General features: G+C 46.0%; 12 protein-coding genes. 1 reads left to right on the forward strand and 11 read right to left on the reverse strand.

From position 1 onward, the window contains the following. Nucleotides 1-111: 111 nt before the first annotated feature. Nucleotides 112-657: a DUF4269 domain-containing protein gene (locus tag WH96_RS10795; protein ID WP_047764135.1), complete on the reverse strand. Its 546-nt coding sequence runs from the start codon at nucleotides 655-657 to the stop codon at nucleotides 112-114. Beyond that, complete coding sequence (locus WH96_RS10800; RefSeq protein ID WP_082130428.1) at nucleotides 647-1,549, reverse strand: phytanoyl-CoA dioxygenase family protein; 903 nt, start codon at nucleotides 1,547-1,549, stop codon at nucleotides 647-649. Before WH96_RS10800 ends, WH96_RS10795 begins: the two co-directional genes overlap by 11 nt. A gap of 223 nt (nucleotides 1,550-1,772) precedes the next feature. Here WH96_RS10800 and WH96_RS10805 point away from each other — a divergent pair, with 223 nt between their 5' ends. Beyond that, on the forward strand, nucleotides 1,773-3,116 hold the full coding sequence (locus WH96_RS10805) for an AmpG family muropeptide MFS transporter (RefSeq protein WP_047764136.1): 1,344 nt from the start codon (nucleotides 1,773-1,775) through the stop codon (nucleotides 3,114-3,116). A gap of 37 nt (nucleotides 3,117-3,153) precedes the next feature. Here the strand turns inward: WH96_RS10805 and WH96_RS10810 are convergent, their stop codons facing one another. The 9 genes from WH96_RS10810 to WH96_RS10850 all read right to left on the reverse strand — a co-directional run bounded on the left by WH96_RS10810 (nucleotide 3,154) and on the right by WH96_RS10850 (nucleotide 12,626). Further along, nucleotides 3,154-4,134, reverse strand: a complete 981-nt coding sequence (locus tag WH96_RS10810; protein WP_047764137.1) for a tRNA dihydrouridine synthase — start codon at nucleotides 4,132-4,134, stop codon at nucleotides 3,154-3,156. 207 nt (nucleotides 4,135-4,341) lie between these two features. Further along, nucleotides 4,342-5,307 (reverse strand): trypsin-like serine peptidase, encoded by a 966-nt coding sequence (locus tag WH96_RS10815; RefSeq protein WP_047764138.1) that lies wholly within the window; start codon nucleotides 5,305-5,307, stop codon nucleotides 4,342-4,344. An 82-nt stretch (nucleotides 5,308-5,389) separates the two neighbouring features. Beyond that, nucleotides 5,390-6,358 (reverse strand): trypsin-like serine peptidase, encoded by a 969-nt coding sequence (locus WH96_RS10820; protein ID WP_047764139.1) that lies wholly within the window; start codon nucleotides 6,356-6,358, stop codon nucleotides 5,390-5,392. Nucleotides 6,359-6,518: 160 nt separating this feature from the next. Continuing rightward, nucleotides 6,519-7,235, reverse strand: a complete 717-nt coding sequence (phoB, locus tag WH96_RS10825) for a phosphate regulon transcriptional regulator PhoB (RefSeq protein WP_082130429.1) — start codon at nucleotides 7,233-7,235, stop codon at nucleotides 6,519-6,521. A 4-nt stretch (nucleotides 7,236-7,239) separates the two neighbouring features. Continuing rightward, complete coding sequence (gene phoU, locus WH96_RS10830; protein ID WP_047764140.1) at nucleotides 7,240-7,980, reverse strand: phosphate signaling complex protein PhoU; 741 nt, start codon at nucleotides 7,978-7,980, stop codon at nucleotides 7,240-7,242. 11 nt (nucleotides 7,981-7,991) lie between these two features. Further along, nucleotides 7,992-8,792: a phosphate ABC transporter ATP-binding protein PstB gene (gene pstB, locus WH96_RS10835; RefSeq protein ID WP_047764286.1), complete on the reverse strand. Its 801-nt coding sequence runs from the start codon at nucleotides 8,790-8,792 to the stop codon at nucleotides 7,992-7,994. A 28-nt stretch (nucleotides 8,793-8,820) separates the two neighbouring features. After that, nucleotides 8,821-10,107 (reverse strand): phosphate ABC transporter permease PstA, encoded by a 1,287-nt coding sequence (gene pstA / locus WH96_RS10840; RefSeq protein ID WP_082130431.1) that lies wholly within the window; start codon nucleotides 10,105-10,107, stop codon nucleotides 8,821-8,823. Then, nucleotides 10,100-11,482 (reverse strand): phosphate ABC transporter permease subunit PstC, encoded by a 1,383-nt coding sequence (pstC, locus tag WH96_RS10845; protein ID WP_047764142.1) that lies wholly within the window; start codon nucleotides 11,480-11,482, stop codon nucleotides 10,100-10,102. Before pstC ends, pstA begins: the two co-directional genes overlap by 8 nt. 106 nt (nucleotides 11,483-11,588) lie before the next feature. Continuing rightward, complete coding sequence (locus tag WH96_RS10850; protein WP_082130432.1) at nucleotides 11,589-12,626, reverse strand: PstS family phosphate ABC transporter substrate-binding protein; 1,038 nt, start codon at nucleotides 12,624-12,626, stop codon at nucleotides 11,589-11,591. Nucleotides 12,627-12,878: the final 252 nt, after the last annotated feature.

Here is a 12,878-nt window from a genome sequence, read left to right on the forward strand (position 1 = left end):
AAACCAGTATGCTCCGTCAATAGAATGGGACACGCAAAACTGGTTGATTTTATAAAAACCTCACGGGATCATAGCGTTATCCCTAAGGGAGAGACAACAGGAAGCTGTGACTTATTTTAAAGAGCAGGGAAGAAGCTGTTTGATCTTTTGGTCCGAGAGGTCCTCTAAACTCAAAAGATTGATATAGGGATCACCTGTGATACCAAGCAACTTGGCAAAGGCAGGTTCCGTTTTCATGCCTTGCTGTTTGAGGCGAATAAGTTGTTGGATGAACTTTGATCCAAGAAGAGATAATAGACGCCTTTCCAGCAGGAAATGTCTGACGCCGAACTGATCTTTCAAGGAACGATCTTGAATGAAAAATTCGATGAGCCATTCCATAAAGGTGAAGGATAGCAGCTCGGTTTTATATGGCGGAAAAGAAAGGGTTCTCTGCGACAGATCTTTATGATCGGTGAGCGCCGTTGACAACTTCTGTGCCAGTGCATCAGGAACAGAGCTGAAACAGGAAATATCAATATCGCTGTCCGCAATATCAATACCCAGAGGTGGCGTCCCTATTACTTCATAATCAACATCAGCGAGAAGTTCTGATATACTCAAGCAATTCAGAACTTGTTCATAGCTGTGTCTTTTCTTTGCGGTGTTACCCGTCAATCTCAAACCCTCTGAAGGGCATATTCGGGCTTCTGCTGAGCCAGTTTGTATCGGGATAGTCACAGGCCCCGTCTATCAGATGAAGTGTATAGGCCTGTCGTGATTTATCCGATGTGTTTGCGCCACTCAGGTGCGGGAGTTGTCCGTGGAGAACGATCAATGATCCCTGTTTCACTTCCAGCGGGACACGATCTTCTTCGGGCCATGCTGTATCGTTTAGCTTTTCGGTGACAAGCTTTCCCTCTGCATTGCGATAGTGGCGCTTTTTCAAGGGAGATTTGTGGTGCCCTGGCAGCCCCCACATGCAACCGTTCTCAAGGGTGGCATCTTCCATGGCAAACCACATGCCGATACAGGAATGGGGCTCTGTATAGAGAAAGGTTGAATCCTGATGGCAAATAACCTCACCGCCGATGCGGGGTTGTTTGAAAATATACATGGACTGGCTCAACAAGGGCTGTGCCATGCCCAAATCTTTGGCGACTTGTGCCAGATCAGGATTGCGAGAAAAGTCTGAAAAGACGGGATCAAGATCGTGTTGGGCATGCCCGATCTTGTTGATGGACAGGGCCTTGTCCTGTTTCAGGCTGCCATCGGCATCAAAGGCGCCTTCTTCGAAGAAACAACGGATTTTATCGCCTGATTTTTCGAAATACTCATTACCTTCATGACTTTTATTGGTTGTCGAAAAGACAGCACGAAATTCGTCGGGATCAAAAGCATCCACAATGGCTCCAGCCTGTGCCATCAATTTTTCGCAAGCCACTTTGGAAACAAAATCTTCCAATACCAATACACCATTATCATCAAAAAATTGCTTCATTTCAGCACTAAGTATACCCCCTGCAGGAGCGGAAAATTTTTGAATAGAAGGCGTGGTGTTGTTTGTCATGAAAGGCAGATCCTGCTGTCTCGGGTGTTCGTCAGTGACTTATGAGTTCGTCATCTGGTTAAAAGTCTAGAGATAACAACGGGCTTTGAGTAGAGAAAATTATTGGTTATCTAAAAATAACCCACAGACAATCTTTGATCCGTGACATATGATCGAAAAGCTAACAGTTAACTATAAAAGTAATAAAGACCTTTTGGTCGATTGATACAGGGAAAACAGGTGTATGAAAAACCGGGCATTTGAGAAAACACGTCTTCATAATTGGAAAGAATCCTTTCTTGTTTTCTTACAGCCACGCGTTATTGGAATGATGTTTTTAGGTTTCTCTGCAGGATTACCCTATCTTTTGATTTTTTCCACATTAAATACTTGGTTACGCATAGAAGATGTATCTTCTACTGAGATTGGTTTTTTTGCATGGGTTGGGTTAGCCTTTTCTGTTAAATTATTATGGGCACCTTTTGCTGATCATTTCCGGTTTCCAATATTTGGTTTCTTGGGCCGGAGAAGGTCCTGGATGCTTATAGGGCAGATAGGCTGTATAATTGGCTTACTTGGCATCTCTTATAGCAACCCAAGTGATGGTTTAATCCAAATTGCTTTGTTTTCACTTCTTGTAGCCTTTTCATCCGCAACTCAGGACATTGCATTAGATGCTTACCGCATAGAAGCTATGGATGTGGAGTATCAAGGAGCTATGTCTAGCGTATACATTTGGGGATATAGAATAGGGCTTCTTTTTGCCGGTGCAGGTGCTCTTAAACTTTCTGTAGATTATGGCTGGTCTTTTACATATCAAATTATGGCGATGCTGATGTGTATTGGAATTTTGACGGTTTTATTATGCAAAGAACCAGAAAACAAAGACGCAGATAATGACATTGTTAATCGTAAAGAGCTTCCGACAAACCTTACTATGATTAAAAAAATGTATGTAAATCCTTTCGTAGAGTTCTTTGAAAGATCTGGGTGGAAAGCTATTTATCTCTTGGTTTTTATTTGTATCTATAAGCTAAGTGATATCGTTATGGGCAATATGGCTAATCCATTCTATATTGATATGGGTTTTAGTCCTGATGAAATAGCTGATATTGCAAAGTTATTTGGCTTTGTTATGACTATTTTTGGCGCCTATATTGGCGGTGTGCTAATTATGAAAATTGGCCTGACCCGAGTTCTTTTGTTAGGTGCAATTTTAGTATGTTCAACAAACCTGCTTTTTGCCCTTTTGGCGCAAGTTGGTCATTCGCTGACATTTTTAAAAATTACTATCGCAGCAGATAATTTTTCCGTCGGAATCGCTGCTACTGCATTTGTTGCCTATTTATCCAGCTTAGTGAATATGAACTATACTGCTTCTCAGTACGCAATTTTTAGCTCTTTTATGACTTTGCCGGGCAAATTTGCCTCCGGGTTTTCGGGGATAATAATTGATAATTATGATTATACGATCTTTTTTATATATTCTGCAGCGATGGGGATACCGGCCATTGTAATGGTTCTTATTCTAATGCGGTTCCAAGCTAAAGAGGCTAAAGAAACAGATCCGGTAGTTGAAATTATTTAGTATAGTGTGTGATGATTTTTGATGGAATCGCAGGGTATTAACTTGCTTCCTGAAAAGCATCGGGTAGCAGCATACGATCAATAATCTCAGGGTCTTTGATTCCGCGCACTTGGGTAAAGAGTTCTTGAGCTTCCGGATATTGCAGCTTAAGGAAATTCAGCCACTGTTTGAGGCGTCCGGGGCCGTGTTTGTCTGGAACTTCCAGCCATATTTCCCGGTAGAAATCGCGTAAAACGGGCAAGAATTCCTGCCAGGAAAGGACGGGAGCGTTCTGAAGGGTATTGTGTTCGTTCGACTGATTGTCATGTTGGATCAAACGGGCAAGGTCCGGTTTGGCGATAAGGCCACGTCCGATCATGACATCATCACAACTACTGACCTCGCGACAGCGTTTATAATCATCCACTGTGCAGACGTCGCCGTTGGCAACCACGTTGATCTCAACGGCTTCGCGGATGCGGGCAATCCATTCCCAGTGGACCGGGGGGCGATAGCCTTCTACCTTTGTCCGGGCATGGACACAGACTTCCGAGGCACCGCCTTCTTCGATTGCATGCGCATTTTCCAGAGCTTGTGATTTATCTTCATAGCCCAAGCGCATCTTCGCAGTGACGGGAACCTCTTTCGGAACGGCCGTGCGTACAGCTTTAACCACGTCATGGACAATGTTGGGCTCTTTGAGCAGGACGGAACCGCCTTTGTGAGAATTAACGCGCTTGGACGGGCAGCCAAAGTTAAGATCAATTGCCGGAGCACCGAGTTTCACCGCGAGTTTTGCATTCTCACCCATAACATCGGGGTTCGAGCCAAGCAGTTGAATTGAGATAGGCGTGCCAGCAAGAGTCTTGCCGGCGTTTTTAAGTTCGGGAGCGATCTTGTAGAAGGATTTTGACGGCAGAACGAGGTCATTGACCCGGATAAACTCGGTCACACCCTGATCAATTCCTCCTATTGTAGTGAGTATCTGGCGCATTTGTGCATCGACCAGACCCTCCATAGGAGCAAGGATCAGCTTCATGGCCAGACCTTTCTGTATCTATCGCTTCTCAATCTCTCTCGCCTTGGCATAAGCAACTGTGAGCATAAACAATAGCAAACTTCGCATAATTGTATGGTGCTCGTATATTTGGGTGCTGTGTACATTGCAGAGGTCTGGGAGTCAAAGATCGCCTATGACCAAGGGGCATCTCATGACCCATTCCAATTAAAATTTCAGGTCAAAATTTCAGGAAACGGGTTTGCCATTATAAAGAGCGTTTAGTCGCTTGAGCAGATGATACAGCGTAACGCTGTCGGCTTGTCCTGTCTGCGTAATGCCAAGGCCCTGTTGAGCCTGCAAAAGAGCTTTCCCTGCACCTGGCATATTTTTCTCTAGATACTTAAGATCTACCAACAGACGCTGGACGCTGTTTTGGGCGTATGGGGAAACGTAGTGTGTTTTTTGCGGCGCAACAGGCTGAGGGCTGAGGTTCCAACTTTGATAGGTTTGATCTGCAATAACATTGCTTGGTGCCAGCACAAGACCTTGGGGTGTCAGTAAAAAACGATTGATAGGTCCTGCGTGACGTGCGGGGCACAAGGTTGTTCTGTTGGCATAGTAATTACAAAAGGGAAATAGGGCCTGTACGTGTTCCCGACCTCTGCGGTAGCCAGCTTCGATCAGCAAATCATCTTGGCCTGTCTGATTTGTAACTCCAGCCCAACCGGTATAGTCACCAAGCGGATTGGTGAGCCGGATCAAAGCCCAGTTGTTTAACAAGGATTTCAGGCTTTTCTTTTCCGGCGTAAAGCCCTGTGCGATTTGGTAACTCTCTATAGCAGAGGCGATTGTTGAATCATCCCGTTGGTATCCCGCGACAAAGACCAGTTCCCTGGGTTGGAACCAACGACCTTCCACAAGATCGTACAAGCAGGATGCTGGGGCGAGAAGTTTGCGTGCGCCAACCATTGTCCCGTTGCAAAAGTGGCGTCCGGCAACGTTAAGGCGTCCAAGCGTGCTCCAGGGGTATTCACGGGCCTCAAGCAGGGCAAACTTTTTGCCTGCCAAAAAGCTAGGATTTTCTTGTCGTGTTGTTTCGGGCGATGCCGTTGACGAAGAGGGTTGGGTTGTTGCTGGTTTTTGTTGCGCACTGCACCCGGTGAGCAAGACAACTGTTGCGATCAAGAGAGCGTAGATTTTGCTGGATATCATTAGTGTTTCCCTTGTGTCACTTGAGACCGCTTTCTCAGCGTACCGCAAGCGGTTGTCTTATGCCCATGAAAATATGTAACGATCAGGATGCTGGTGTCTTGGCGGCATGTATAGCATTCAGGCTTTTGATTAATTCATAAAAAGTTTCAATGCCAATGCTATCGGTCTGTGAGATCACGCCTTCCTCCTCAGCTTTAACCAAAGCCTGTTTCAGGTTTTCTTGTGACAGCTTTGAACTGCTCAGATAATCATGAGATTTTAATAGGCGTCCAATAGTGTCGACCGGAATGGCTGTAATCGTTGTTTCTGAAGGACCTTGCCCGTCCGAGGATAAAGACCAATTGTCTTGAATGCCATCAATACCTGAGGGTGGGGAGAGGACGAGCTGGTTTTTGTTAAGGGCAAACCAGTTGAGCAAGCCATCTATGGCAATATTGGGACAGTAATTGTTAGCTGATCCAATAGAACAGTAAGGATAGGTGACAAGAGCGTGCTCCCATCCACGTCTGTAACCTGCAGTAAGAATCTGGTGGTTGTGTTTTGCGTTACTCAGCCCCAACCAACCCGTTTTATTGCCAATTGGTGTAGAGAGAGTAACCAGAGCCCAGTCTTTTGTAATTGATGCCAGAGTTTTGTTATTGGGGTCATAGCCTTCGGCAATGTCAAAGCTACTGATCTTTGCGTTTAAGTCAGCATTGTCCTGCTGATAGGCCCCTACATATGACATCTCACTGTTGTTGAACCACTTACCCTCTACCTTATTGTAAAGGCAAGATGCCGGGGTGAGGATTTTGTCGGCACTCACAGCAACGGCATTACAAAAGTGACGTCCGGCAATATTAAGGCGACCCAAAGCACTCCACGGATATTCACGTGCTTCAACAACCATAACATCGGGAGTATCAAAGAGGCTTCGTAACGGTTTCTCGGGAACAGCGAGCTCGCTGAGGGGGATACTTTTACCTGTATCCTGTCGTGTAAAAAAGTACCCGGCAATTGCAACAATCATCAGAAAACCAATGGCCAAGATAGCTGTCTGTTTTGACTTCATGTGAGTTTCCTTAACCTTTATGGGCAGAGATTAGTGAAACATTTCAAATTCTAAAAAACTATTGGTAATACCCACAGTCAAAACAAAGAGTAATTGAACTAAAAAAGGCCGCGGAAACCGTGGCCTTCAGTAGCAAAATTTTGTATATAAATTCAGATATTTATGCGGCTTTGGCGCGATCCAAAGCATACCCCGCAGAACGGACAGTACGTATCAAATCCTGTTCTGTGCCTTCGTTAAGAACTTTGCGCAGGCGTCTGATATGAACATCTACTGTACGAGGTTCAACGTACACGTCATGCCCCCAGACTGAATCAAGTAACTGTTCGCGACTAAAGACACGACCAGGGTTTTGCATCAGATGACGTAGCAGTTTGAATTCGGTTGGGCCCAAGTGAACTTCGCGATCACCGCGATAGACCTTGTAGGCAGCCAGATCCATATTGATGTCTTCAAAGGTAAGTGCTTCGGTCACGGTTTCCGGTTTGCTTCGGCGCATGATGGCACGGATACGGGCGACCAATTCAGCAGGTGAAAACGGCTTCGTCATGTAATCATCAGCGCCTGAATCCAGGCCTCTGATTTTATCTGTTTCTTCACCGCGTGCCGTTAACATGATGATAGGAACATCTTTGGTTTCCGGCAGACGACGTAGCTGACGGCAAACCTCGATGCCTGAGAGAAGCGGGAGCATCCAATCCAGGAGAATTAGATCCGGGGCTTCTTCTTTTGCACGCAGAAGGGCTTCTTCGCCATCATGTGCTTCATTGACGCGAAATCCTTCCTTTTCAAGGTTGTAGCGTAACAACGTTGTCAGTGCGATTTCGTCTTCAATGACCAATGCCAAAGGTTTCATGGAAAGATCCTTTTTTTCCATTACATTAAATTTCTACTTCGCCTTCCCCGTCATCGGGGGTAAGGATTTGAAAAGCGGTACGGTCCCCTTTGGGGCGTTTACCTTCTAAACGTTCGCCGGTTGCCAAATAATAGATAGTTTCGGCGATATTTGTTGCATGATCACCCATGCGTTCGATGTTTTTTGCGATAAAAAGCATATGTGTGCACGCACCGATGTTTCGTGGATCTTCCATCATGTAGGTCAGAAGTTCACGAAACAAAGAAGTGTACATCTCATCAACTTCTTCATCCCGGTGCCACACATCTATGGCACGATCCTTGTCGCTGTTGGAAAAGGCGTCGAGAGTATCCTTGACGATTTCCTGTACCAGACGGGACATGCGCATAATGCTGGTAACCGATTTTTGCGGCGGCATCTGGTTGATTGCGATACTGCGCTTTGCAATGTTTTTTGCGTAATCACCGATGCGTTCAAGATCAGATGAAATTTTAAAGGCAGCAATAACAGCACGCAGATCGTTAGCGACGGGTTGGCGCAAAGCAATCAACTGAATGACAGCAGCTTCCAATTCTTCTTCCAGTGCGTCGATCTTGGCGTCTTCTTTACGAACAAGTTCAGCTTTTGCACTGTCTCGTTGAACCAGCGCATCGACAGCATCGGAAAGCTGGTTTTCTGCCATACCGCCCATACGGATTATAATCTCGTGGATGGTACGGAGTTCTTTGTCAAACGAGCTGACAATATGATCTTTGGTATCTGGCATATTCATCTTCCTTACCCGAATCTTCCCGTAATGTAACCCTGAGTACGGTCATCTTGCGGGCTGGTGAAGAGACGATCTGTTTCTCCAACCTCAACCAGTTCTCCCAGATGGAAGAATGCTGTTCTTTGTGAGACACGGGCGGCTTGTTGCATAGAGTGGGTGACGATAACGATTGTAAAGCGTTCTCTTAACTCATCAATTAATTCTTCAATCTTTGCCGTGGCAATCGGATCCAAAGCTGAGCAGGGTTCATCCATCAGGATAACTTCCGGATTGATCGCAATGGCGCGGGCGATGCAAAGACGTTGTTGTTGTCCACCGGAAAGGCCTGTTCCCGGCTTGTCCAAACGGTCTTTGACTTCCTCCCACAAGCCCGCGCGGCGCAGGCTTTTTTCCACACGTTCATCCAGCTCATCCTTGTTGCTTACAGTTCCGTGAAGACGGGGGCCATAGGCAATGTTGTCAAAAATGGACTTGGGGAAAGGATTTGGTTTTTGGAAAACCATCCCGACGCGTGCACGAAGGAGCACAGGATCCAGACCGGAATTGTAAAGATCAACACCGTCCAGGCTTATCCGTCCTTCGACGGTGCAATTTTCGATCACATCATTCATGCGATTGAGACAGCGCAAGAAGGTTGATTTACCACACCCGGACGGGCCGATCAGGGATGTAACCTCGTTGGCACCTATATCCAGCTGTATAGATTTCAGCGCTTGGCTTGCGCCGTAGAAAACATTTACATCGCGCGCCGTAATTTTTGGCTCGGAGGTAGCGGTTTCAGATTGGGTTGTATAATTTTGCATATCCATAGCGTAGGACATTCCTATTATTCCTTGCTTACCAACGACGCTCAAAGCGTTTCCGCAGAATAACTGCGATTGCGTTCATGACGACGAGAAAGGCCAGCAGTATCATGATGGCTGCTGATGTTTTTTCGACAAATCCACGTTCTGGGCTATCTGCCCAAAGGTAAATCTGTACAGGAAGGACAGTAGCCGCATCGCTCATTGATCCTGGAATGTCTGCGATAAAAGCAACCATACCAATCATCAAAAGCGGGGCGGTTTCACCAAGTGCTTGTGCCATGCCCAGAATAGTTCCAGTTAGGATACCTGGCATGGCAAGGGGAAGCACATGATGGAAAACAGTTTGCATTCTAGAGGCACCGATGCCCAAGGCTGCCTCGCGAATGGAGGGTGGGACAGCTTTAAGGGCAGCCCGGGATGCAATAATAATTGTTGGCAAGGTCATCAGGGCGAGAACCATACCGCCAACAATCGGTGCAGATCTCGGTAACCCCATGAAGTTCAGGAAGATCGCGAGACCGAGCAGTCCAAAGACGATGGAAGGAACAGCAGCTAAGTTGTTGATGTTTACCTCGATCAAGTCTGTCCACTTGTTTGTTGGGGCGAATTCTTCAAGATAGATCGCGGTCAGAACACCAATAGGGAAACACAGTGCCAGCGTGATAGCCAGCGTATACAAAGACCCGACTACAGCACCCAGGATACCGGCTTCTTCTGGCTCTCTTGAATCGCCATTTGTGAAAAAATCAACATTGAACTTTTTCACGATGCGATCATCCGCGGCAAGGGTATCAAGCCATGCGAGTTCGCGGTCTTTGATTTTGCGATTACTTTCCGGAACATCACGCGGAATATAACCTTTGTAAAAGCTATCCACGTCATCAGACGACTTAACGGCAATCGTCGCTGTCGTACCAACCAGTTTCGGATTGTCTAGTACGGCATCACGGACATCGAAGTCGGCAGCGGACCCGACAAGTCCATAGAGGGATCGTTTGGCTTTGCGCCCTTCAATCCCGGGAAACTGTTCTCTCAAGGCATTACGCAGTAGCCCTTTGTAACTGGCTGCAGCAAGATCTTCGACCCGTTTGGTGCCTTTTGGATCAATGCTTTCTGCATCAAGACGAATATCGACCAGAATATAGGTTTGCTGAAAAGCTGTATAACCTTTGGAAATAATAGAGGTCAGCAGAAGACAAAGCACCAGCACCGCCGTCATGACAGCAGCCAACCCATAAAAACGGAAACGTTTCTCAGCTGCGTTACGCCGCTTGAGCAAGGTGGGATTTATTTTGAGAGGTGGCGTGTTATCAGTCATATTTTTCACGATATTTACGGACCACTTTTAGGGCCACTACGTTCATAACAAGGGTGACAACAAAGAGCAGTAATCCAAGAGCAAAGGCGGCAAGTGTCTTCGCCGAATCAAATTCCTGATCACCTACGAGAAGAGTCACAATTTGTACGGTAACGGTGGTAACAGCTTCCAGAGGATTGGCAGTCAGATTAGCTGCAAGGCCAGCAGCCATCACGACAATCATTGTCTCGCCGATGGCGCGGCTCATTGCCAGTAATACAGCACCGACAATACCTGGAAGAGCAGCCGGGATAATCACCTTTGTAATGGTTTCGGATTTTGTTGCGCCCATTGCATAGGATGCATCCCTGAGAGACTGGGGAACGGAATTCATGACATCATCTGAAAGTGACGAGATGAAAGGAATAATCATAATGCCCATAACCATACCGGCGGCCAAGGCAGATTCAGAGGAAACACTTAACCCAAGAAGTGTCCCGCTTTCGCGGAAGAAAGGAGCTACGGTCAAAGCAGCGAAGAAACCATAGACAACTGTTGGGATACCGGCCAAAACTTCGAGGACAGGTTTTGCAAATGCTCTGAATTTTTTTCCGGCATATTCAGACATGTAAATCGCCGATAATAGGCCAACCGGAATAGCGACAACCATACAAATGAAGGTAATCAGCATGGTTCCGGCAAAAAGCGGGATAGCCCCGAATGATCCGGATCCACCAACTTGATCACTACGGAGCGCTGTTTGCGGACTCCAGTGTGTACCGAAAAGAAAATCAAAGAAGGGAACTTTGTCGAAAAAGCGAAGTGTTTCGAAGATCAGAGAGAAGACAATGCCAACTGTCGTCAGAATGGCAATCAGAGATGAAATCATCATAATGATTGAGACGACTTTTTCTACCTGATTTCTTGCTCTAAGAGCGGGGTTGATTTTTTTAAGGCTTGTAAACAAAGCAAGTAAAGAAAAAGCAATGGCAACCACTGCCATGGCAAAATAGCTGATTTGTCTAAAGAGTGAATAATTATCTGCTGCTGATAACAAAGCTGCATCGGGTTCGCGGCTCAAAATACCGCCAGAGGCCAGATTGACAACATCATTAATGTAAAGTGTTAGCTGATCCGGTGTTATCGAGGCATCGCTGTCTCTTAACTGTGAGGCGACAAGCATTTCTGCTATTTGTGGCTCAAAGATCATCCAGCCAGCCATAATGAGAAGGCTGGGAAGGCCACACCACAAAGCGGTGTAAAGGCCATAGTAGGGTAGTCTAGAATGCAGAGGCTGATCTGAATGACCAGATAACGCTACTGCCCGCCCTTTTCCCAGGATGAAACCCAGTACTGTGAGGAAAAGCAAAGCGAAGAAAAGAGCCAACTGTTCCATTTGATTATATACCCGAAAGGGAACCCACTTTTATTTTAAACTGAACTTACCAGAAACTGGCGACTTGATCATAAGTCGCCAGTTTTCCAGGTTAGTCTTTATAAGCTTACATGCTCAAAGATTGAAGACCACGCGCAGAGTTTTTAACCTGCTCACGATCAGCCGCAGGAAGCGGGATCAGACCTTTGTCAGCAAGGTAACCTTCGTCACCCCAAGCATCTTCGTTTGTGAAAGCGTTCACGAATTCTTGGATGCCAGGTACAGAACCTACATGCTCTTTTTTCACGTAGAAGTACAGGGAACGGGACACGCCGTAATCACCAGCAGCGATGTTCTCGAATGTTGGCTCAGCACCTTCAACAATTGATCCCTGGATCTTGTCAGCATTCTGGTCAAGGAAACTGAAACCAAAAATACCAAGAGCCTGTGGGTTTGCTTCAAGTTTTTGAATGATCAGATTGTCATTCTCGCCAGCTTCAACATAGGCACCGTCTTCACGGAGTGTGTGAGCAATTGCTTTAAAGGCTTTTTTGTCACTTTTACGAAGGGCTTTCAGTTGGTCAAATTTCTTTGCGCCGCCTTCCATAGCCAACTCAACAAAAGCATCACGTGTACCGGATGTTGGTGGTGGGCCAAGAACTTCGATTTTACTGTTTGGCAGACTTGAATCAATATCGCTCCATTTCTGATATGGATTGTCAATCAGCTTACCGTCTACTGGAACTTGCTTGGCAAGCGCCATGAAGATTTGTTTTTTGGTAAGGGTCAGGCGGTCACTCTGTTTAGAGTTTGCAAGTACGATACCGTCAAAGCCAATTTTAACTTCAGTGATGGAAACACCATTTTTGGTGCATTTTTCATACTCAGAGGCCTTGATACGACGAGAAGCGTTTGTGATATCAGGGTGTTCAACGCCAACACCAGCACAGAAAAGCTTCATGCCACCGCCAGAACCGGTGCTTTCGACAACAGGTGTTTTGAAACCGGTTGTTTTACCGAATGTTTCAGCAACTGTTGTTGAGAATGGGAAAACTGTAGAAGAGCCGACGATGCGGATCTGGTCGCGTGCTTGAGCAGCGCCAGCTACTGCCATCATCATTCCAGCTAGTGCTGTCGCAGTGAGAACTTTTTTAATCACGTTCATGTCTCCGCTATATAGCGTTAATAAATCTCAAGATACGCATATCCCGGTTTTCCAGGATCCCCTCGGTGTGAACTGTTTTTACTGTCACTGGGATAATATGCGTTGCCGATCATTCGGCGAGGCAAAACATATCGGGCTAGAGCTATAGTTCTGTGACTCTACTGTGACAGTTTTATTACTTAGGCAGAAGAAAAAAAGTTTGATAAATTTCGAGATAATTTTATTAACTATCTGATTTTTATTAATAAAAAT

The sequence above is a fragment of the Kiloniella spongiae genome (genome assembly GCF_001026905.1).
In the GTDB taxonomy this organism is placed as follows: Bacteria; Pseudomonadota; Alphaproteobacteria; order Kiloniellales; family Kiloniellaceae; genus Kiloniella; species Kiloniella spongiae.

Coding starts and splice junctions, on each gene's coding strand:
- pstC (WP_047764142.1), bottom strand. CDS start 11,482: ATGGAACAGTTGGCTCTTTTCTTCGCTTTGCTTTTCCTCACAGTACTG.
- WH96_RS10850 (WP_082130432.1), bottom strand. CDS start 12,626: ATGAACGTGATTAAAAAAGTTCTCACTGCGACAGCACTAGCTGGAATG.
- WH96_RS10810 (WP_047764137.1), bottom strand. CDS start 4,134: ATGAAGCTGATCCTTGCTCCTATGGAGGGTCTGGTCGATGCACAAATG.
- WH96_RS10800 (WP_082130428.1), bottom strand. CDS start 1,549: ATGACAAACAACACCACGCCTTCTATTCAAAAATTTTCCGCTCCTGCA.
- WH96_RS10805 (WP_047764136.1), top strand. CDS start 1,773: ATGAAAAACCGGGCATTTGAGAAAACACGTCTTCATAATTGGAAAGAA.
- phoB (WP_082130429.1), bottom strand. CDS start 7,235: ATGGAAAAAAAGGATCTTTCCATGAAACCTTTGGCATTGGTCATTGAA.
- WH96_RS10815 (WP_047764138.1), bottom strand. CDS start 5,307: ATGATATCCAGCAAAATCTACGCTCTCTTGATCGCAACAGTTGTCTTG.
- phoU (WP_047764140.1), bottom strand. CDS start 7,980: ATGCCAGATACCAAAGATCATATTGTCAGCTCGTTTGACAAAGAACTC.
- pstB (WP_047764286.1), bottom strand. CDS start 8,792: ATGGATATGCAAAATTATACAACCCAATCTGAAACCGCTACCTCCGAG.
- WH96_RS10820 (WP_047764139.1), bottom strand. CDS start 6,358: ATGAAGTCAAAACAGACAGCTATCTTGGCCATTGGTTTTCTGATGATT.
- pstA (WP_082130431.1), bottom strand. CDS start 10,107: ATGACTGATAACACGCCACCTCTCAAAATAAATCCCACCTTGCTCAAG.